This window comes from Robertmurraya kyonggiensis (assembly GCF_005116465.1).
In the GTDB taxonomy this organism is placed as follows: domain Bacteria; phylum Bacillota; class Bacilli; order Bacillales; family Cytobacillaceae; genus Robertmurraya; species Robertmurraya kyonggiensis.
The window spans coordinates 268,318-287,726 of record NZ_SWBM01000003.1; the positions used below are offsets into that span (position 1 = coordinate 268,318).

The following is a 19,409-nucleotide window of genomic DNA, read 5'->3' on the forward strand; positions in this document are numbered from 1 at the left end:
TAACAAAAAATATTTTCTTTTCTAAAAACAAACATCTAGTCAAAGTTTTTATTTCCTATATAATAAGATTGAAATTATATAAATATATGGAGTTGATTGATTTGCAGGCTATTTTAGACCTCAGAAGAAGTGATTTGAAAAAGAAAAACTCCTTGATGTTCTCAACTTTTTCAATCGCCTTAGTTTGCACGACTATTTTTACAGCACTTGAACAACATTCTTTTAACAAAACAATTCTTTATGCAAGTGAATTAATCCTGTTTGTCGGGATGTTTCTAATCTTTCAGGTCTGGTTAAAGAAAGAAAAATTATTCCCTTATCTAGCAATACCCGTCGTTTTTGCATGTAACTTCACAAATATAGGTCTTTTTGGTGGAGCAAGTGCGATCTTTTTGGTCATCATTTTTCTCACGATTATCTCTGCAGTTCACTTTGACCAAAAATTATTTATCCTAGGATATGTTCTAGGTTTTGTGAATCTTATTCTTAATACTCTATTAGCACCTGAGTCGGAACAATTTTTGCATGAAATCTTTTCAGCATCGATTCTTGTTTATGTCTTGATGGGAATTGTTCTATTTGTCCTGATTAAGCTCAATCAGGCTCAGTTTAAAAAGATTGAGCAATTCTTGATGGAATCCGAATTAGAACAGCAAGAAAAAGCTTCCAGCAGCGAATTTTTACATAGTGAGATTTCGGTCATTACGGATAGCCTCAACAAAATTAATGAGCAGATTCAAAATCACGTTGCTTCACAAAATGAAATGCAAATTGCCGTATCTGAGATTTCTGCAGGAAGCCAGGTTCAAACAGAGCAAATCAATCATATTTCAGAAAATGCAGGCGCTACAAAAGCATTGATGGATGAAATGGCAACGGTTTCGCTAAATCTTTCAACAGAAGCCGCTTCTGCTAGCAATGCTTCTAAAAATGGCCTAGCTAAGGTATCTGATTTACAATCAGATATGAAAGAATTAGCAGAATCCATTCAGCAACTAGGGAATATTTTTTCCAACTTGACGAAGAAGATTGAAGAAACGAATGGATTTATCGTGAACATTCAAGGGATTACGGAGCAAACAAATCTCTTAGCACTGAATGCATCGATTGAAGCTGCACGTGCTGGTGAAGCGGGTAAAGGTTTCTCAGTTGTTGCTGAAGAAATCCGTAAACTGGCGGAAATGACAAGAGAGACTGCGGTACAGATTACGAAAAATCTGTCGGAAGTGAATTCGACGAACCAGAGCGCCTTTGTCCAAATGAACGAAAGTAGTACGAAGTTTAATGAAAGCCTAGTAGCCGTTGGTCAGGTATCTGGATTATTCCACGAGGTTGGTACGATTCTTAATAATCTTAATGAAAACTTCAGTTCGTTTAGTGGTACTGTCGAGAACGTGAAATCCCAAACCTTTGCAGTTGAAGCTGCGACGAAAGAGCTTGCAGCCGTTATTGAGGAAGCAACGGCGGGGCTCGAAGAAATGAATGCAACTATCGAAACACTTAACGAAGACAATCAAAAGATTGCGAGCTATATTAGCGAAACTGCTCAGTCAGCAGAAAAGATTAAGAACACTTGATGAGTACGGCCCCTACGGTTATTTTCCGTGGGGGTTTTTGTTTTGTCTGGGTCAGAACTCAGGTCATTTAGATACAAAAAATCCTATCCATAAATTTTTCTTTTTCGGGCAATCTATGAACATTAAGAAAGGAGTGTAAAATATGGCACGCGGTAAAGAATTTAATCATAAACGCAAAGGACATCCTGGAGAATTCCCCGAAAATACGTTAGTTGAAAAAAAATCAAAAGAGGCTATTGGGGATGAAGAATTCATTGTTGTTCGAGAAGCCTTTAAAAACCGAGTTGAACAGGAGGATGTGGAGTAGCACCATTTTTGTGAAACCTCCCATTAACTCGATACGTATTAACATATAGAAATTAATTTTACCTAATGAGGAGGATTTTTATGTTAGTAACAACTACTCCATCTGTAGAAGGACAAGAAATTGAGCGTTATCACGGGGTGGTAACAGGCGAGGCAATAATGGGCGCCAATGTCGTACGCGACTTTTTAGCAGGAATTACGGATATCATTGGTGGCCGCAGCAGTGCTTATGAAAACAAATTGTCCGAAGGTCGTGAAATTGCGATTCGTGAAATGGAAGACAAAGCAAGAAGACTTGGAGCGAATGCAGTTGTGGGCGTCGACCTTGACTTTGAAACCTTGCGTGATGGCATGATGATGTGTATCGCGACTGGTACGGCTGTAACTATCAAGAATAAACTTTAAACGCCAAAAGACAGGTGCCACAATAATCACCTGTCTTTTTTCAACTTCTTTTTAAGGTTCGTTAACACTAATCCATCGCCAACCACACTTTGATCAAGTTCTTCAAATCCTAGTTTTTCATATAACTTTATTGCCGGAATATTCTTCGCTCCAGTCGAAACAATCGCGAATTCTGCAGAGACCATTTTATCTTCAATGTATTGAATCAAACTTCCCGCAATTCCTCTCCGAAAAAAAGCAGGATGAACCATCACACGATGAATATCAATAACCCCTTTTTTGAACTTGTAGGATAAGATTCCAGCAAGGGTATCATCAACAAAATAACCTATAAACGTCTCTCTACTATTCAATAGCTCTTCCAATGTTTCCTTTAAAGGCGGTATATCGTAAGTACCAATATATGCGGCCTCCACCTTATAAGCTTGTCTTTGCAAACGAAGAACCTCTTCCCCTTTTTCCCCAATCATAAATTTTCTTATCATAAATGCCTCCTAAAATACTCACTAACCCTATTCTAACCCATTCAAAAACTAAATTCCTTCATTACCAATCTCCCTTGAATTCCGTTATACTGTTAAGGAATCTAATATGAGGTGAAACGATGAAATCTCTTGTACTTGCAGAAAAACCGAGTGTTGCTCGCGAAATTGCGCGCGTTCTTGGGTGCAATCAATCACATAAAAGTTATATTGAAGGAAACCAATACATTGTCACTTGGGCTCTTGGCCATCTAATCGAACTTAAAATGCCGGAGCATTACGATAAAAAATTTCAAAACTGGAACCTAGAAGACCTTCCGATAATCCCAGAGCATATGGGAACAAAGGTCATGAAGCAAACAAGCCATCAATTCAAAGCCATTGAAAATCTTGCGAAAAGAAAAGACGTTAAAGACTGCATAATCGCTACAGACGCTGGACGCGAGGGTGAATTAGTTGCACGTTGGATTTTAGAAAAAATCAAATGGAATAAGCCACTTAAGCGTTTATGGATATCTTCCCATACAGACCGTTCTATTAAGGAAGGCTTTCAAAAGCTTCGTCCGGGAAAAGAGTTTGAAGCCCTCTATCAATCTGCCGTCTGTCGAGCAGAAGCAGACTGGCTCATTGGATTAAACGTGACACGTGCGTTAACAACTAAATACCAAGATCCCCTTTCTGCAGGAAGAGTTCAGACCCCTTCCCTCTCTCTTATTTTAGAAAGAGAAAAAGCGATTCAAAGCTTTGTACCAAAAGAATATTGGACGATCGATGCGCAAATCGGTCCACTGAAAACAAGTTGGGAACAAAATGGAGAAAAGCGTATCTTTTCTTCAGATGTCGCTCAGAAGATTACGGAGAAAGTAAAAGGTCAAAAAGGAACTGTACAAGCGATTCAGCGTAAAGAAAAAAGTGAGCAGCAGCCACTTCCTTATGACTTAACTGAATTACAGCGCAATGCCAGTAATCGCTTCGGATTTTCAGCAAAAAAGACGTTATCTGTTTTACAAAAATTATATGAACAACATAAACTCGTCACCTATCCAAGAACGGATTCTCGTTATTTAACGAAGGATATGGAGGCAACGATGCTTGATCGCCTTCACGGTCTAGCTTCAAGTTATCGTGACGAGGTTAAGCCCCTTATTGCGAATAAAGGTAAGGTCCTTGCAAAGCGTGTATTCAATAATGAAAAAGTAACAGACCACCATGCAATTATTCCAACTGAAGAACGCTCCCATTTAAGCGACCTGGAATCAGATGAAAGAAAGCTTTATGACATGATTGTTAAGCGATTCTTAGCACTTTTCCATAAGCCGTATCGCTATGAAGGGATTAAAGCAGTAATCGAAGTAGCAGATGAAACTTTTACCGTAAACGAAACAGTTGTTGTGGACCCTGGATTTAAAAAGGTTACCGGTAAAGAGGCTGAACCGGCAGCACAAAGTCTTGCTAATTTATCAAAAGGTCAGAGCTTGTCTGTCCAAAATGTTGCCGTTGAATCCAAATTGACTGAGCCACCGAACCGCTACTCAGAAGCCGATGTGCTCACTCAAATGGAGAAGTATGGTCTGGGTACACCCGCTACAAGAGCAGAAATTATCGAACGTTTAATCCAAACCGAAGTTGTCGAGCGAAAGAACGGTCGCTTCTATACAACAGCCAAAGGGAAACAGCTAATTGAGATTGTGAATGACGAGTTAAAGTCTCCAGAACTTACGGCTAAATGGGAAAAAGAGCTCGAACAAATATCTCGTGGAAAAAGTGATCCAAAAGTTTTCCGCGAAAAGATTCGTAAGCAAACAAAAGAGCTTATCTCTGAAATTAAGAAGAGCAATCAGAAATATCGTGCTCATAATCTCACAGGCTCAAAGTGTCCGGAATGTGGTTCTTTCTTAAAGGAACGCAACACAAAAGAAGGAAAAATTCTTGTGTGCTCTAGCCTTGAATGTAAGTATCGCAAGCGAAAGGATCCGAAGCTTTCGAACCGTCGTTGTCCGACATGTCATAAAAAAATGGAAATGCACGAGGGCAAAGCTGGACTCTACTTCCAATGCCGTACGTGCAACAAGGTTGAAAAAGCCGAAGGAAAGAAAAAAGCTGTTAACAAACGAGAAGAACGAAAACTTGTTCAAAAGTATTCTCAGAAGGATGACTTTGGAACAAGCTTAGGTGATTTACTGAAGGCAGCATTAGAAGATAAGGAATAGATTTTACTAAACCAAGCATCCACGCTTGGTTTTTTCCTTGTAAAAGATTAACAGTTAAGAGTATGATATCTTGTAGAATCAAGAATCGAGGAAATACAACATGAGAATAAGAGATTGGGATACAAATTTAAAGATTCGATTGTTTGGGGAAGCGTTAATGAATATCACGTTTTGGATGTTCTTTCCCTTCTTAACAATCTATTTCGCCGAGGAGTTTGGCAAAGGACAGGCAGGAATTATGCTTATCTTCTCGCAAGCCTTCTCCGTTTTTGCTAATTTACTAGGTGGATATTGTGCAGACCGTTTTGGTCGAAAAAGAATGATGGTCCTTTCATCTATGGGACAAGGGATATGTTTTCTGCTCTTTGCGATGACAAGCTCACCTTGGATAGGATTTATTGCCTTCGCTTTTGTCGGATTCTTTAGTTCGATTTATTGGCCAGCTAGCCAAGCGATGGTGGCAGACGTGGTGGAGGAAAAAGATCGTAGCCATGTTTTTGCGATTTTCTATACTTCTATTAATATTGCAGTCGTCATCGGTCCTTTATTGGGAGCTGTTTTTTACACAAATTACTTCTCAGAGCTCCTGTTTATTTGTGGAACCATTTGCGTTGGGTTGGCTCTAGTACTAGCAAAATGGACTAGAGAAACTTCTCCAAATGTGAAGCGACATAATACAGAGGAAAAATGGTACTCCTTTTTGCTCGAACAGGTTAAGGAATATGGTGTTATCTTCAAGGATAAAGTCTTCCTTATTTTTATCATTGGAGGCGTTCTAGCATCTCAAACGTTTATGCAACTAGACTTACTCTTCCCTGTTTACGTAAAGGATGTCGTTCATAATCAGACCTTGATTGGAAGTTTTAAAGTTGGTGGAGAGCAAGCCTATGGAATCATTCTTGCTTTTAATGGGTTACTAGTCGCTCTATTAACCGTTGCGGTGACGAAATGGATGACGAAATATCAGGAAAGAAATGTGTTTGTTTTATCATCAGTCATGTACGCGATGGCCATCTTATTTTTCGGACAAACCAATTGGATTTGGGGACTATTAATGGCAATGGCGTTGTTTACCTTCGGAGAATTAATGGTAGCCGGGCTCCAGCAAACCTTTATTTCAAGAATTTCTCCTGAGCATATGAGAGGTCAATACTTTGCAGCAGCGAGCCTACGTTATACATTCGGTAAGACAATCGCTCCAATATCGATCCCTTTAACCGTATGGGTTGGCTATGAATGGACCTTTTTCATCCTATGTCTACTAGCATTGTTAAGCTCGTTCCTTTATTGGATGATGTTTGCTGTTTTACAGAAAGTTTCTTTAAAAGACAAGACTATTTGATTTCGAATGTGACCAGATAGCCTACTTTTTGCTATAATATTAGTTGTGAAAAATAGACATCTACAAAAGTTGAAAGTGAGTGTTCAGTAATGGGCCGTAAATGGAATAATATTAAGGATAAAAAAGCGGCAAAAGACGCTAATACTAGCCGTATATATGCAAAGTTTGGCCGTGAGATTTATGTGGCAGCTAGACAAGGTGAACCGGATCCTGAATCAAATCAGGCATTACGTTTTGTTCTAGAACGTGCGAAAACGTACAGTGTACCAAGACATATCATTGACCGTGCGATTGAAAAGGCTAAAGGCGGCGGTGAAGAAAGCTACGATGAGCTACGCTATGAAGGATTTGGACCAAGCGGTTCTATGGTTATTGTTGATGCGTTAACAAATAACGTAAATCGTACAGCATCTGAGGTTCGTGCTGCATTCGGTAAAAACGGTGGAAACATGGGTGTCAGCGGTTCTGTTGCTTATATGTTTGATAAAACTGCTGTTATCGGTGTAGAAGGAAAATCAGCTGATGAGGTTCTTGAATTATTAATGGAAGCTGACTTAGATGTTCGCGATATTATTGAAGAAGATAATTCTGTTATCGTTTATGCTGAGCCTGACCAATTCCATCTTGTTCAGGAAGCATTCAAAAATGCTGGCGTAACTGAATTTACAGTAGCTGAACTTACAATGCTTGCGCAAAACGATGTTACTCTTCCAGAAGACGCAAATGCACAATTTGAAAAAATGATTGATGCATTAGAAGATTTAGAAGACGTTCAGCAAGTTTACCATAATGTTGACTTAGGCGAATAGAATAATATCACAATCCTAAAAATCGGCGAAATCGCCGATTTTTTTATTTGCCCATTTGCTTTGACTAGTTTATTCTTTGAATTAAAGTTAAAATATGAATTATCAAACAAAAAGGAGATATAATCCATGAGCGATTTCCAAAAGAACTTAGAAAAATACGCTGAGCTTGCGGTTAAAGTCGGCGTCAACATCCAGAAAGGGCAAACCTTGGTCGTAAATGCTTCGCTTGATGCAGCTCAATTTGTTCGCCTTGTTGTGAAAAAAGCATATGAAGTTGGAGCTCATAATGTTGTCGTGAACTGGAATGATGATACTGTTTCTCGCTTAAAATATGATCTTGCTCCAGATGAAGCTTTCAATGAATATCCAGAATTTCGTGCTAAAGAAACAGTAGCTCTTGCAGAGAGCGGTGCAGCATTTATGTCAGTTGTTTCTTCTAGCCCAGACCTTTTTAAAGGCGTGAATCCAGCGCGTATTTCAAACTTCCAAAAGGCTGCCGGAAAAGCCCTAAGTACATACCGCAAATATATTCAATCAGACAAAGTGAGTTGGGTGGTTGTAGCAACCCCTTCACAAAAGTGGGCAGAAATGGTATTCCCGAATGAAGCTCCTGAAACGAGTGTCCAAAAACTTTGGGATGCAATTTTTAAAGCTACTCGCGCTGACCTAGACAATCCTGTTGAAGCTTGGAAAAAACATGATGAAACATTACACGAAAAAGTCGATTATTTAAATGCAAAGCGCTACAAGAAGCTTCATTACAAGGCTCCAGGTACAGATTTAACAATCGAACTTCCTGAAGGACATTTATGGGTTGGAGCTGGCAGTGTTAATGAAAATGGCGATGAATTCATGGCAAATATGCCAACAGAAGAAGTCTTTACTGTTCCACATAAAACAGGTGTAAACGGAACGGTAGCAAGCACAAAGCCATTAAGCTACGGTGGAAACTTAATCAACAACTTCTCCGTAACATTTGAAAATGGTCGCATCGTTGGTGTGAAGGCAGAAGAAGGAGAACAAATCTTAAAGGACCTTGTTGATACAGATGAAGGCTCTCACTACTTAGGGGAAGTTGCTCTAGTTCCACATAACTCACCTATTTCACAGTCCAATATTTTGTTCTACAATACACTATTTGACGAAAATGCATCGAACCACCTTGCAATTGGAAGTGCCTATGCATTCTGTATTGAAGGCGGAAAGAAAATGTCGAGCGAAGAGCTTGCTGCAGCTGGAATTAACGAAAGTATCACACATGTTGATTTCATGATTGGCTCAGCAAGAATGGACATTGATGGTATCACAGCTGACGGAACAGTTGAACCAGTGTTCCGTAAAGGTGATTGGGCATTCTAAAAATGACTAAAGGATGGTTCGCCACATTGGTGAACTATCCTTTTTTTTTGTTTCATTTACAATCTTCTTCTTGTTTTCATTGTTGCATTGTTATTAAGTTTGTGGGACGATATTAGTATAGAGAAGACTTTTAGGCGGATGGACCTAAGGTATGAGAGGTGAATTGGGTTGGTTCGATTACATATTACAGTTAGTGGAGTTGTTCAGGGAGTTGGCTTCCGCTATTTTACACAAATGAAGGCTGTTCAATACCACATTACAGGTTGGGTACGAAATTCAACTGATGGTGAAGTGGAGATTGTTGCTGTCGGAGATAAAGACAACGTAGACCAGTTCATTAAAAGCCTCCGCCAAGGAAATCCATTTTCCAAAGTTACGGATATAAACATAAATGAATTAGCAGATACAGAGCCTTTTCATTCTTTTAAAATACGATATTAAAACAGAAGCTGTTCGTACAGGTGGTACGCACAGCTTCTTTTGATCTTATTTCGGAACATGATTTATTTATCAGTCAGTTTGACTAGATTTCCCCTCTTCTTGGCGTACAAATCAGATTTGTCGGTCAGCTTCACCAGATAGACTCTCTTCTTGGCGTGCAAACTAGATTTGTCGGTCAACTCCACCAAGGTTCTCTATCATCTTGACCGACAAATTTTATCAATCCATTTATCCCAATTTCACTTCTTGCTTCGTAGCCAAGCTTCCCACTACATAAGCAACTAGGGACAATATGATTGGTAACGTTACAGTATGCATCCCGAACGCATTGGGATAAAAGGAATCAAATAAGATATAAGAACCTACCCCGATAATCATCGAGAAAACAGCTCCGTACTTGTTCCCTTTTTGCCAATACAGTCCAAGAATAACCGGCCAAATGAACGCTGCCTCTAATCCTCCAAATGCAAATAGGTTTAACCAAATAATAAAATCTGGAGGACTTAGTGCCATGAGGAATACTAAGATTCCTATGATCGTTGTTACCATCAAGCTTATATTTTTCACAGCCTTTTCACTTGCATCAGGCTTCATGTAATTGACATATACGTCTTTGACTATTGCCGAACTAACTAGTAGCAGCAATGCATTCACCGTCGACATAATCGCTGCCATTGGTGCAGCCAAGACAACTCCCGCTAACCAAGCTGGTAAAACTTCCATCGCTAATAGCGGCATGACTGTATCGCCTTTTTCAATACCCGGTAAAATTGGTCGTGCAAATACTCCGATTAAATGCATCCCTAACATAATAAACCCAACAACAATTGTGCTCACAATGATGGCCTGATGCATCGCTTTTGAATTTTTGTAGGACATCGCTCTTACCGTAATTTGTGGCAACCCTACTACTCCAATTCCTACTAAAATCCAAAAGGATGAAACGTAAAGTGGCTTAAGTCCACCATCAAATCCAAAAGGTGTAATCAAATTGGGATTTTCCGCGGTAAGTTCTGCAATGATATTCTCAATTCCCCCACCTGCAATAATCGTTCCAATCAATAGAGTAAGAGTCCCAACGAACATGACAACTCCTTGTAAAACATCAGTTAGGGCAACTGCTCGGAATCCTCCAAGAATCACATAGACGATCGCTGACAACGCAAAAATAAATAAGCTCGTTGTATAGGACAGCCCCGTTAAAGATTCAATTAGGACACCTCCTCCAACCCATTGCGCCCCCATAGAGGAGAATAAGAAAATAATGATACTAAAAGCCGATAGAAGTACGACCCATTTGCTTTGATAACGTTCTTTTAAAAAGTCCACAAGTGTGATTGCCTTGTATTTACGTACAACAATGGCGAATTTTTTCCCAAGTATCATTAAAACAAAATAGCCTGTTGCAAGCTGTGCCATCGATAGCAGTACCCATCCAAGACCTTGCGTATAGGCAATCCCTGGTCCACCGATAAAACTACTTGCGCTTCCGTATGTTGCCACCATGGTCATCGCTAGGATGAAGCCTCCTAACTGTCGGTCTCCAAGAAAATAATCCTGCAAAAACGAGTTGCTTTTAGCAAGAGGCTTACTCGCCCATAGTCCGATGATAAAAAAAGCAAATAGGATAATTAGGAATGGAAGAATAACTGCCCAATTCATTCTGATTCTCCCCCTTCATCCTCAAAGGGCACATCTTTAAAAAAGAACTTCACCACGAAGATTACAAGTAAAACCATTAAAATAAATCCACCTACACAGCTATAAAAAAACCAAGCTGGTAGTCCCATTATGTATGAATAATTTTCGACTGATTCAGAGCCCATGCCATAAGCGAACCCAAACCACCATAAGAAGTTAATAATAACTAGAATGATCCCTATCAAGGCTTCTTTGTTCGCCACTTTGAAGCGCGGATCTTTTTCATCTATTCCATTTTTCATTTCTAAGCTCCTTTGTAACAAGATAACACTATAGTCATGTTTATTGTACATCGTTTTTGTCTTAAATTATAGTAGAGTAGAATTGCTTGTTTTAAGGAGGAAATATAGATGTGGAATGAATTTAAGAAATTTGCAATGAAAGGCAATGTAATAGACCTTGCCGTTGGGGTTGTGATTGGGGCTGCTTTTGGTAAAATCGTTACATCTCTAGTGGATAACATTATTATGCCACTAGTTGGACTAATTAGTGGCGGGAATAACTTTTCGGAACTCTCTTTTCAGGTTGGAAAGGCTGTAATAAAATACGGTTTATTTATTCAAAACATCGTTGATTTTTTGATTATCGCTTTTTCGATCTTCTTATTCGTACGAACCCTGAATAAGTTTAAACGTAAGGAAGAGCCAAAAGAGGCAGTTCCAGTAATCGATCAAAAAGAAGAACTATTAAGAGAAATACGTGACTTGCTAAAAAATAATTGAAACTTCTTGTCTAAAAGCACGTATAACTATCAAAACCAATTTAATTAAGAGGAGAAAGGTTATTATGTATTCATATCAAACAACAAATCAATATTTACCATCTGTCTTAAGAACATTTGCGATTTCACTTGCAATCGCATTTGCCGGCACAATGACAGGCGTATTTGTCCCACCAGCTTTATTCTTACCACTCATGATTTTAGAATTCGCTATGCTACTCGGTGCGTTTTTACTAAGACGTAAGAAGGCAATGTCTTATACATTCTTGTATGTGTTCACTTTTATCTCTGGTCTAACGACATATCCAATCGTGTCACATTACGTAGCAACGATTGGCGCCAACACCGTGATAATGGCACTTGGTACAACAACAGCTGTATTTGCAGGCTTAGCTATTTATGCTTCAACTACGAAGAGAGATTTATCATTCTTAGGTGGAATGCTATTGGCTGCTCTCATCGCGCTTATTGCGATTTCAATCTTTAACATTTTCTGGCCATTAAGCTCAACGGGTATGCTCGCATTTTCATTTATCGGCGTATTAGTATTTAGTGGTTATGTGTTATTTGACTTCAACAGAATGAAACACTATGGGGTAAGTGCGGAAGAAGTACCACTTATGGCACTGAATCTTTACTTAGATTTTATTAACCTATTTATTAGCATTCTTCGGATCTTTGGAATCCTGGGAAGTAGAGATTAGAAAAGAACGGCCTGGGCCGTTCTTTTTACATTTGTGACACCTTTTCTTTACTTATAAGCTTTATGTCTCCACGACTAGCATAACTGTGTAAAATCATCCCCACTATCACTAAAAAAATCCCAGTCCATGAAAGTAGTGAAGGAAATGCAATTGATAGGAATACCATTTCTCCTGCCAATGCAAAGAGTACCTCCATCGATTGTGTCGCCTCAACTGATGCTAATTTTTGCATACTGTCCTTTACCATATCCGTCGCCATAAAAAAGAGTACTGTTGCGATTACTCCAGAGCTAATGGCTACAATGAGGGATTGTACCGTTTGATTCATACTCGGAGGTCCCACCGTCATTAATCCATATATCGATAAAAGGATCCATAATGGCATACTTGCCAGTGTCATCCCAAGGACACGTTGAAAAACATCAAGTCTGCCATTTACAAAACTCATCATTTTTCTGTTTCCTAGCGGATAGGCAAACGCAGCCACCACCACAGGAAAGATGCCTAGCCAAAGCTCCTTCAATGACAGTTGCTCTGCTTGCTCCCATTGCATAAGCCCGATTCCAACCAAAATAATTAGAGAAAACAACAAGCCCTTAGCTGGAATTTTCCCTCTCATTAGAATTGGACCATTTGCTGATTGAACCGTCTCAACAAAGAAGGGTGCTAGCAACGAACCTGCGATAATCGTAAACTGCCATGTTCCTGCGACGAGCCAACCAGGTGAATAAACTGTGGCAAAACAAATTGGCCCATAGAATAACCCAAACCCCACGATACTCCACAATAGCCATGTTCCTGGACTTTCTTTCATCACATCGAATAATTGTTTGAGTTTTTTTCTTCTCATCACAATAACCAATAAAAACGGCACCATAAACATAAACCGAAGTGAGGCGCTCCAAATCCAGCTGCCCCCTGACATTTCCATTCCTCTATTCAATACAAAGGTCGTAGCAAAAAAGAATGCTGCACATAACCCAAGTATGATCGATCGCATACCCTCACCCCATTATTAAAAATCACGTAAAACCATTATAACAATTTATACAATATTCTAACTACTATTTCGTTCGTTTCGTCAAACTTCATTGAAAACACCAAATTTCCGAGGAAATAATGAATTTATTCGACAAAAAAAGCTGTCTTCAAAAGACAGCTTTCAGTCTAATTCTACCAAGGAAGACCCGCACCAAATTTCTTGGACAAATTCTCGGTCTCTTTTCTTCGTTTCTTTCTAACTTCTGCACGTTCTTTCGCAGATTGATAAAGTTCCCTCTCGATTTCTGATTGCGGCACAACCTTCGGAACTTCGGTCGGTTTTCCGTTCTCATCAATCGCCACCATTGTTAAAAACGATAACGCACAAATATTACGTTCACCTGTTAACAAATCCTCTGCAATCACTCGGACAAAAACCTCCATAGATGTTCTGCCCGTATACGTCACAAAAGACTCTAAGCAAACAGAATTCCCTTCATGAATGGGATGCAGAAAATCAACGGAATCCGTTGAGGCTGTCACAATATTTTTTCGAGAATGACGCATCGCAGAAATAGCGGCGACATCATCTATATACTCCATCAGCTTCCCGCCAAATAATGTACCGTAATTATTTGTATCTGGTGGCAAAACAATGCTTGTCTTCACGACAAAAGATTCCTTACAATATTTTTCGCTCATGCTCTTTCTCCTTTTTCGAATTCATCCTTTCTATATTATATGTATTTATGCGATTTTTAAAGAGCAACAAGTGCGTCCACTTTCTCTTTCAACTGAAACCGAGCTCTTCTCATTCTAGTTTTCACAGTTGAAATCGGTACATTTTTGGATGAACTTATTTCTAATAATGATTGATCATAAAAATAATATAATAACATTGGCTCGCGGTACATGACTGGAAGCTCATTGATTGTTTCTATCATCTCTTCTTTCGTACATTTACTGATGACACTTTCCTCTGGAAGTGGAATGGTTGAATCCACATCGTAGTGATAGACTTTTTCCTCCCAAAACTTTCGTACCGTTTGTTCCTTACGCCAATAATCTCTACATTTATTTATGGCAATCTTGAAGATCCAACTTTTCATCTGAGAACGTTCTTCGAAATTCGGCAAAGCTAAGTATGCTGAGATTAACACTTCTTGATAAAGATCCTCTGATAGCTCTTTATTTCGTACTTGTCTATAAATAAATTTTAATAATAGATGTCCGTTTTCACATATCCAATTTTCGAATTGTTGTTGCTGTTTCATGGGATTTCCTCCTAAAAGCACTTCATTAATAATAGACGCTTTTAGGTTTCTGGCTCCCTACACTTTTACACAAAAAAACAAGCAGCAGGATTTTGATATCCCTACTGCTTGTTTGTGATAGTATTAGTTAGTTTGTAACAGAGCTTCCTTCGTGACTTTTACCTTTGAAAACAAGCTTGCGAAGGTAAGGTAATACGTAACGGTCTAAACCAAATTTACCAGCGTTGTAACCAGCTGCTGCGATGAATACTCCCATTAAGATATCCATTGGGTTACTAGAAATTGTACCAGAGAACATGAATGAGAAGTTCATTACCATTGCAAAGAATGCTGCTGCAGTTGTTAAACATCCAAGAATAAGTCCTAAACCTACTAAGAATTCACCTAGTGGAATCAAAGTACTGAATAATCCTGCATTTGGAACTGCGAAGCTTTCTAAGAATGATACCCAACCTGGATAAGCAAGAACATCATGTGATACTACTGGATTTGCTACTGCACCTTTTAAGAATCCTGCTGCATCGAATCCTTCAGTTAATTTTCCCCAACCAGCTGTCATCCAATGCCAGCCTAGATAAATACGAACGAGTGTTAATGCACCTGCAACGATGTTGTTTTCTCTTAATAATTTTCCAATCATTTTAATCTCTCCCTTTTTATTAGGTTATGTTATGATTTCTTATTACACTTAAAGATTACCACGTTTATCAGCAAAAAAAAGTGGTTTGTGATTTTATTCACAAATCTGCAATAAAGTTATGGCTAACTTTTGAACAGAGTCATTTTTTGTCACCTTTCTCTCCTCATTACACAAGAAAAACCCCTACTACTAAGGGTTTTCATCATTTACAGTATGGTTTGTATAAAGCTTGAACAAAGGTGAGGATTCTCACCTTTGTTTAGAAATGATGACTCGTTTCGCTTCTTAATGAGTAATAGGAGACACCAATCTTCTTGCAAATCGTCATATAGTGCATCAAAGTAAGGAGCATTGCACCTGTATTCATTCCAATAATCACACCATCCATACGCAATTCATCCATTGAACCTAGAATATACATAAGAGAAAAAGAAATGATTGTTGACCAGATATTGTGAAGAAAGGCGTCCTTCAGTAAGCCAAGCCCAATTAAGTAAGCCTGTAATGGAATGACAAAGAAATGAAGGAGAAAATACGGAATTAAGATTTGTAAATAGCCTGTTGCTGTTGGTGAGTGTAGAAATAGATTTGTTAAAGGCTCAGCAAAAAAATAAAAAACAAGTACTACAGGAATACCATACAAGAAGGTAAATCCCATTACTTTTCTTAATAGTTCCTGAAGGCGAGACATATCCCTCTCTGCATAAGCCTTTGACACAGTCGGAATCAATACAATAAGCAAGGAATGTGCGATAAAAGCTGGGAAGAATCCAATTGACATAGCAACACCCGCAATCAATCCAAACTGTTCAGTAGCCACTGTTGCTGATACTCCTGAATGAAGTAAAGCCGCTTTTATCAAAAATGGTTGTATCGCATGTGTCAAGGAGTGAAATACTCTGATACTTGTTGTCGGGATTGAGACGGAAATGAGATTTTTTCGGACAACTTTTTCACTGATATATTCAGAAGGACGCCTCTTTAATTGTTGAAATTGAATATAGAACATGTGAATCAAGTATATAAATATCACAACTTCGCTTCCTACGAATGTAAAGAAGGCGATCATAATCGACGTCTGTGTATCAAATTGGAAAAGCTGAAACAAGAAAACAAGTAAGCCAAGCTGAACAAACTTTCTCAAGAAATTGGCCAATGCGATTTTCCCCATTTGATTTTTCCCCATAAAAAAACCTCTTGTAATGGAGGAAAAAGAAATAAGCGGAATTAATAGCATAACTAACCACTTGAATAACGGATGATACTCCTGAAACATTGTTAAAAAGGGCATGAGCAACAAGAATAGCACCATAAATCCTGCCGTTGTCACAATCGTTAAATGGATGGCCGATTTCAACATATGTCTATGATATTTCGAATCTTTTTCAGCAATGAATTTTGAGATCGAGATAGGCAATTCAAAGCTCGCTAAGAGAACAATGAGGAAGACAGTCGGAAGTATTGACATATACAGCCCGAGTCCTTGTTCCCCTAGCTCCTTTGCAAGCACCATGTTCATGATAAACTCCACACACTCCCCTAAAAAAGAAGCAACTATCAATAAAAGTGACCCTTTTACAAAAGTACTCATGCTGCACCTCCTAACCTTCTTACTTACTCCATAAATATATGAGACAAGTTAGGAGAATATTTTAAAGTTTTTAGTTTTGCGAATTAAAACAGTCGAAATCGGCTTGCTATATTTCTTAAAACACAATTTTTCGTGTATGTGAATTATTAGCGGAGAATTTCCGTCTAATGTAGATCATAGAGGCTAAAAAAGCATATATAAACGGAGATTTTCCGATTAAGTGCTCTAAATATGGCAAAATCCAAAGATTTTGATCATATAAACGGAAAAAATTCTTTTATATCAAGAATATAATAGGGATTTTGCAATTCACTCGGAAATTTTCCGTTTAATTTTCAAACAGAGGGGATAAGCATTCGCATTATATCAGAAAGAGAAGAGCCCACTAAAGTAAAAAGCCCAGATATATTCTGAGCTTTTTGTGTATAATCTTTTATTCCACCAACGAGTGCTTAAATGCGTAAATAACTGCTTGGGTCCTGTCCTGCACATTGAGCTTGCTCAAAATATTACTGACATGAGTTTTCACCGTTTTTAATGCAATGAATAATTCATCTGCAATTTCTTGATTGGCTTTCCCTTCAGCCATTAGTAAAAGAATTTCCATCTCACGAGTGGTTAACTCTTCATGTGGAAGGGCATTATTTCTTTGCCTCATTTTTGTCATCATTTTGCCTGTTACCTCTGGCTCCAGCACAGATTGGCCCTCATATGTAGCTCGAACTGCATTGGCGATTTCACTTGCTTTTGAAGTTTTCAACATATAGCTTGTAGCTCCAGCCTCTAGGGCTGGATAAACCTTTTCGTCGTCTAGAAAGCTTGTGACAATGATGATTTTTGCTTCAGGCCATTGCTCGATAATTCTTCTCGTCGCTTCAATCCCGTCCATTTGCTTCATCACTAAATCCATTAAAATAATATCTGGACGCAAATCGAGCGCCATCTCTATCGCAGTTTGTCCATTATCTGCTTCCCCGACTACATCTATGTCAGGTTGAGCCGATAGATAGGAAGAAACTCCGATCCTCACCATTTCATGATCATCCACAAACAATACTCTAATCATTGGCCTCATCCTTTATCTTCAATATTGGCACTTTCACTTCTAGACGTGTTCCTTTATTTTTAACACTGACAATCTTAAGGGTTCCCCCTATCTCCACTGCCCGTTCATACATATTCTGCATGCCATACGAACCTGCTTTTGACTCTTCCACATCAAATCCAATCCCGTCATCAACGACTCGTAAAATGATAAATCCATCGCGATTGATTAACAGTACCTCTAGTTCATTCGCCTTCGAATGCCTTAAAGTATTCGAGAGGGATTCCTGAATGATTCGAAATAGATGGTCCTCTACCCCTTTATCTAACGGAAAGGCTTCCACCTTCCAGTTTATCTCCATCGTTACTTTTTGGGACAACTCAACTAGTAACTCTTCGATTCCTTCTTGTAACGTCTTCCCTTTTAAAGCAACAGGACGTAAGTGTAAAAGGAGTGCTCTCATTTCGAGCTGAGATTGGTGAATCATACTCTCGACCATTCTTAATTGCTTGGTTTCTCGTTCATCTGCCGGTGCCTTTGTTTCATTGATCGCAGACATCAACATGGAAGCGGCAAATAGCTGCTGACTTACCGAATCATGGAGTTCTCTTGCAAGTCGGTTCCGTTCCTGCGAGATAATCTCCTGAATTCGATTTTCTTGATCCTCAGCTTTTTCGTTTGCTAATTTTTGTGATAGCATCGCTTGTTCTGTGATTTGCTTTTGAATTTTCCTAATACGTTCAAAAGCTGTTTTAATTTCATCAAATGAGCCTGTTTCATTTATTTGAAAGGTTCTTCCCTCTTCTACATCGTGAAGAACCTGATCGATCGATTGGAATTGTTTTTTCCAGTAAAAGCCTGAGAAGACACCAAATAAAAGTCCAATTGCAAGGCTCACACTAGGAACAAACAAGATAAAGGGAATATCCATCAAATTTCGTTCCCAAAGGTCAACTAATCTAACAGAAGGGAATGATATCGTAAAGGATACAACCAGTAAAACAAACACAAAAAAGGCAACAAGCATTCCCCAGCCGATTTGTCTTTGGATGATATTCATACCCGCTTCACCTCTAAATCGCCTACAAGAAACGAGGTGAAGATTTTTACCTTTTGCTCTGCCTTGTCATAGCCTTCTGTTTCATATTGCACGGATTGGTTAAAAATCTTATCTCCACCGTATTGAAACACATTGGCCTTTCCTGCAATCGAAGAGTGATGAACACTTACTTCAATATCATACGGAATTAAGACTTGAAGATTTCCGACAAATTTTCGGATAAAAATAACCGTTTCTCCCTTTGGAAGCACTGTATAGCTTAAATCAATCGTAGTATCTCCGATTCCTGACTGAATGTTAATATCCTTCCATTCATATACATGATCAGTCGTTTTTCGGTCCCCAAACAATGTATTTTCAAAGTTTGGCTTTGTTTCAATGATTTTTTCTTCTAAAATTTCTTCTTTATGAATCTTCGGTTGAATAATCTGTGGCGTTTTTTTCGATTGATAATATTGAATGATAAAGTGAATCAGGATTGCCAACAGCAAAAACTTGAAGGTCATCATTCCAAAAATACATATCACAAACAGGATAATCCCGAACCAAAAGAGGAGCTTTCCGCTTTGGCGGGGCATCTTTTTTCGACCAAAATAAATCATCCCTATAGCCACGAGAAGGGTAAAGATGACACCGTGATTAAAGAACAACACCTCAAGTAGTAGGACGACAATCCCAAATAACACGGCCTTTTTTGTAAAATCGCTATTCATTTTAAATTGCATGCTCTTCTCCCCTTCAATGCATGAGCTATGGATATA

21 protein-coding genes are annotated in these 19,409 nt (G+C 38.7%); 10 read left to right on the top strand and 11 right to left on the bottom strand.

The features are described 5' to 3' along the window. The first annotated feature begins 68 nt into the window (after positions 1–68). The 3 genes from FA727_RS15095 to FA727_RS15100 all read left to right on the top strand — a co-directional run bounded on the left by FA727_RS15095 (position 69) and on the right by FA727_RS15100 (position 2,288). On the top strand, positions 69–1,577 hold the full coding sequence (locus FA727_RS15095; protein WP_158318882.1) for a methyl-accepting chemotaxis protein: 1,509 nt from the start codon (positions 69–71) through the stop codon (positions 1,575–1,577). Between the two features lie 142 nt (positions 1,578–1,719). Beyond that, on the top strand, positions 1,720–1,884 hold the full coding sequence (locus FA727_RS24430; protein ID WP_170209276.1) for a hypothetical protein: 165 nt from the start codon (positions 1,720–1,722) through the stop codon (positions 1,882–1,884). A gap of 80 nt (positions 1,885–1,964) precedes the next feature. Continuing rightward, positions 1,965–2,288: a YbjQ family protein gene (locus FA727_RS15100; protein WP_136832175.1), complete on the top strand. Its 324-nt coding sequence runs from the start codon at positions 1,965–1,967 to the stop codon at positions 2,286–2,288. A gap of 26 nt (positions 2,289–2,314) precedes the next feature. On the opposite strand, the gene FA727_RS15105 is transcribed toward FA727_RS15100, so the two are convergent. After that, complete coding sequence (locus tag FA727_RS15105; RefSeq protein ID WP_136832177.1) at positions 2,315–2,773, bottom strand: GNAT family N-acetyltransferase; 459 nt, start codon at positions 2,771–2,773, stop codon at positions 2,315–2,317. A gap of 119 nt (positions 2,774–2,892) precedes the next feature. Between FA727_RS15105 and FA727_RS15110 the strand changes: the two genes are divergently transcribed. From FA727_RS15110 to FA727_RS15130, 5 genes are all read left to right on the top strand, one after another. Further along, positions 2,893–4,980: a DNA topoisomerase III gene (locus tag FA727_RS15110; protein ID WP_136832179.1), complete on the top strand. Its 2,088-nt coding sequence runs from the start codon at positions 2,893–2,895 to the stop codon at positions 4,978–4,980. Between the two features lie 100 nt (positions 4,981–5,080). Then, positions 5,081–6,322, top strand: coding sequence for an MDR family MFS transporter (locus FA727_RS15115; protein ID WP_136832181.1), 1,242 nt, complete (start codon positions 5,081–5,083; stop codon positions 6,320–6,322). Positions 6,323–6,411: 89 nt separating this feature from the next. After that, on the top strand, positions 6,412–7,131 hold the full coding sequence (locus FA727_RS15120) for a YebC/PmpR family DNA-binding transcriptional regulator (RefSeq protein ID WP_136832183.1): 720 nt from the start codon (positions 6,412–6,414) through the stop codon (positions 7,129–7,131). Positions 7,132–7,257: 126 nt separating this feature from the next. Continuing rightward, positions 7,258–8,490 carry an aminopeptidase gene (locus tag FA727_RS15125; RefSeq protein ID WP_136832185.1) on the top strand — a complete coding sequence of 411 codons (1,233 nt, stop codon included), beginning with the start codon at positions 7,258–7,260 and terminating at the stop codon, positions 8,488–8,490. A 168-nt stretch (positions 8,491–8,658) separates the two neighbouring features. Continuing rightward, positions 8,659–8,931, top strand: coding sequence for an acylphosphatase (locus FA727_RS15130; protein WP_136832187.1), 273 nt, complete (start codon positions 8,659–8,661; stop codon positions 8,929–8,931). Positions 8,932–9,159: 228 nt separating this feature from the next. On the opposite strand, the gene panF is transcribed toward FA727_RS15130, so the two are convergent. Next, on the bottom strand, positions 9,160–10,593 hold the full coding sequence (gene panF / locus FA727_RS15135) for a sodium/pantothenate symporter (RefSeq protein WP_136832189.1): 1,434 nt from the start codon (positions 10,591–10,593) through the stop codon (positions 9,160–9,162). Then, a complete protein-coding gene (locus FA727_RS15140; RefSeq protein ID WP_136832191.1) occupies positions 10,590–10,874 on the bottom strand; it encodes a YhdT family protein in 285 nt (94 codons plus the stop codon). The genes panF and FA727_RS15140 overlap by 4 nt, the downstream gene beginning before the upstream one ends. A gap of 108 nt (positions 10,875–10,982) precedes the next feature. On the opposite strand from FA727_RS15140, the gene mscL reads away from it, so the two are divergent. Together mscL and FA727_RS15150 are read left to right on the top strand one after the other, a co-directional pair. Next, positions 10,983–11,354 carry a large conductance mechanosensitive channel protein MscL gene (mscL, locus tag FA727_RS15145; protein WP_136832193.1) on the top strand — a complete coding sequence of 124 codons (372 nt, stop codon included), beginning with the start codon at positions 10,983–10,985 and terminating at the stop codon, positions 11,352–11,354. Positions 11,355–11,418: 64 nt separating this feature from the next. Then, positions 11,419–12,057, top strand: a complete 639-nt coding sequence (locus FA727_RS15150; RefSeq protein ID WP_136832195.1) for a Bax inhibitor-1/YccA family protein — start codon at positions 11,419–11,421, stop codon at positions 12,055–12,057. A gap of 25 nt (positions 12,058–12,082) precedes the next feature. Here the strand turns inward: FA727_RS15150 and FA727_RS15155 are convergent, their stop codons facing one another. The 8 genes from FA727_RS15155 to liaF form a co-directional block, all read right to left on the bottom strand. Next, entirely contained in the window at positions 12,083–13,057 is a 975-nt protein-coding gene (locus FA727_RS15155; protein ID WP_136832197.1) for a DMT family transporter, read from the bottom strand. Between the two features lie 173 nt (positions 13,058–13,230). Further along, complete coding sequence (locus FA727_RS15160; RefSeq protein WP_136832199.1) at positions 13,231–13,740, bottom strand: acyl-CoA thioesterase; 510 nt, start codon at positions 13,738–13,740, stop codon at positions 13,231–13,233. A 56-nt stretch (positions 13,741–13,796) separates the two neighbouring features. Next, positions 13,797–14,312: an RNA polymerase sigma factor gene (locus FA727_RS15165; RefSeq protein ID WP_136832201.1), complete on the bottom strand. Its 516-nt coding sequence runs from the start codon at positions 14,310–14,312 to the stop codon at positions 13,797–13,799. Positions 14,313–14,439: 127 nt separating this feature from the next. Next, positions 14,440–14,952: a DoxX family protein gene (locus FA727_RS15170; RefSeq protein ID WP_136832203.1), complete on the bottom strand. Its 513-nt coding sequence runs from the start codon at positions 14,950–14,952 to the stop codon at positions 14,440–14,442. Positions 14,953–15,211: 259 nt separating this feature from the next. Further along, a complete protein-coding gene (locus FA727_RS15175; RefSeq protein ID WP_136832205.1) occupies positions 15,212–16,543 on the bottom strand; it encodes a polysaccharide biosynthesis protein in 1,332 nt (443 codons plus the stop codon). A 433-nt stretch (positions 16,544–16,976) separates the two neighbouring features. Continuing rightward, positions 16,977–17,609: a response regulator transcription factor gene (locus tag FA727_RS15180; protein WP_136832207.1), complete on the bottom strand. Its 633-nt coding sequence runs from the start codon at positions 17,607–17,609 to the stop codon at positions 16,977–16,979. Further along, a complete protein-coding gene (locus FA727_RS15185) occupies positions 17,602–18,648 on the bottom strand; it encodes a sensor histidine kinase (RefSeq protein WP_136832209.1) in 1,047 nt (348 codons plus the stop codon). The genes FA727_RS15180 and FA727_RS15185 overlap by 8 nt, the downstream gene beginning before the upstream one ends. Beyond that, the gene (gene liaF, locus FA727_RS15190; protein ID WP_136832211.1) at positions 18,645–19,373 is read right to left on the bottom strand and encodes a cell wall-active antibiotics response protein LiaF; all 729 of its coding nucleotides are present in this window, start codon (positions 19,371–19,373) and stop codon (positions 18,645–18,647) included. The genes FA727_RS15185 and liaF overlap by 4 nt, the downstream gene beginning before the upstream one ends. Between the last annotated feature and the right edge of the window lie 36 nt (positions 19,374–19,409).

Excerpts from the sequence above, each read along its gene's own strand:
- FA727_RS24430 (WP_170209276.1), top strand. The coding sequence starts at position 1,720 with ATGGCACGCGGTAAAGAATTTAATCATAAACGCAAAGGACATCCTGGA.
- FA727_RS15100 (WP_136832175.1), top strand. The coding sequence starts at position 1,965 with ATGTTAGTAACAACTACTCCATCTGTAGAAGGACAAGAAATTGAGCGT.
- FA727_RS15105 (WP_136832177.1), bottom strand. The coding sequence starts at position 2,773 with ATGATAAGAAAATTTATGATTGGGGAAAAAGGGGAAGAGGTTCTTCGT.
- FA727_RS15110 (WP_136832179.1), top strand. The coding sequence starts at position 2,893 with ATGAAATCTCTTGTACTTGCAGAAAAACCGAGTGTTGCTCGCGAAATT.
- FA727_RS15115 (WP_136832181.1), top strand. The coding sequence starts at position 5,081 with ATGAGAATAAGAGATTGGGATACAAATTTAAAGATTCGATTGTTTGGG.
- FA727_RS15120 (WP_136832183.1), top strand. The coding sequence starts at position 6,412 with ATGGGCCGTAAATGGAATAATATTAAGGATAAAAAAGCGGCAAAAGAC.
- FA727_RS15125 (WP_136832185.1), top strand. The coding sequence starts at position 7,258 with ATGAGCGATTTCCAAAAGAACTTAGAAAAATACGCTGAGCTTGCGGTT.
- panF (WP_136832189.1), bottom strand. The coding sequence starts at position 10,593 with ATGAATTGGGCAGTTATTCTTCCATTCCTAATTATCCTATTTGCTTTT.
- FA727_RS15140 (WP_136832191.1), bottom strand. The coding sequence starts at position 10,874 with ATGAAAAATGGAATAGATGAAAAAGATCCGCGCTTCAAAGTGGCGAAC.
- mscL (WP_136832193.1), top strand. The coding sequence starts at position 10,983 with ATGTGGAATGAATTTAAGAAATTTGCAATGAAAGGCAATGTAATAGAC.
- FA727_RS15150 (WP_136832195.1), top strand. The coding sequence starts at position 11,419 with ATGTATTCATATCAAACAACAAATCAATATTTACCATCTGTCTTAAGA.
- FA727_RS15155 (WP_136832197.1), bottom strand. The coding sequence starts at position 13,057 with ATGCGATCGATCATACTTGGGTTATGTGCAGCATTCTTTTTTGCTACG.
- FA727_RS15160 (WP_136832199.1), bottom strand. The coding sequence starts at position 13,740 with ATGAGCGAAAAATATTGTAAGGAATCTTTTGTCGTGAAGACAAGCATT.
- FA727_RS15165 (WP_136832201.1), bottom strand. The coding sequence starts at position 14,312 with ATGAAACAGCAACAACAATTCGAAAATTGGATATGTGAAAACGGACAT.
- FA727_RS15170 (WP_136832203.1), bottom strand. The coding sequence starts at position 14,952 with ATGATTGGAAAATTATTAAGAGAAAACAACATCGTTGCAGGTGCATTA.
- FA727_RS15175 (WP_136832205.1), bottom strand. The coding sequence starts at position 16,543 with ATGAGTACTTTTGTAAAAGGGTCACTTTTATTGATAGTTGCTTCTTTT.
- FA727_RS15180 (WP_136832207.1), bottom strand. The coding sequence starts at position 17,609 with ATGATTAGAGTATTGTTTGTGGATGATCATGAAATGGTGAGGATCGGA.
- FA727_RS15185 (WP_136832209.1), bottom strand. The coding sequence starts at position 18,648 with ATGAATATCATCCAAAGACAAATCGGCTGGGGAATGCTTGTTGCCTTT.
- liaF (WP_136832211.1), bottom strand. The coding sequence starts at position 19,373 with ATGCAATTTAAAATGAATAGCGATTTTACAAAAAAGGCCGTGTTATTT.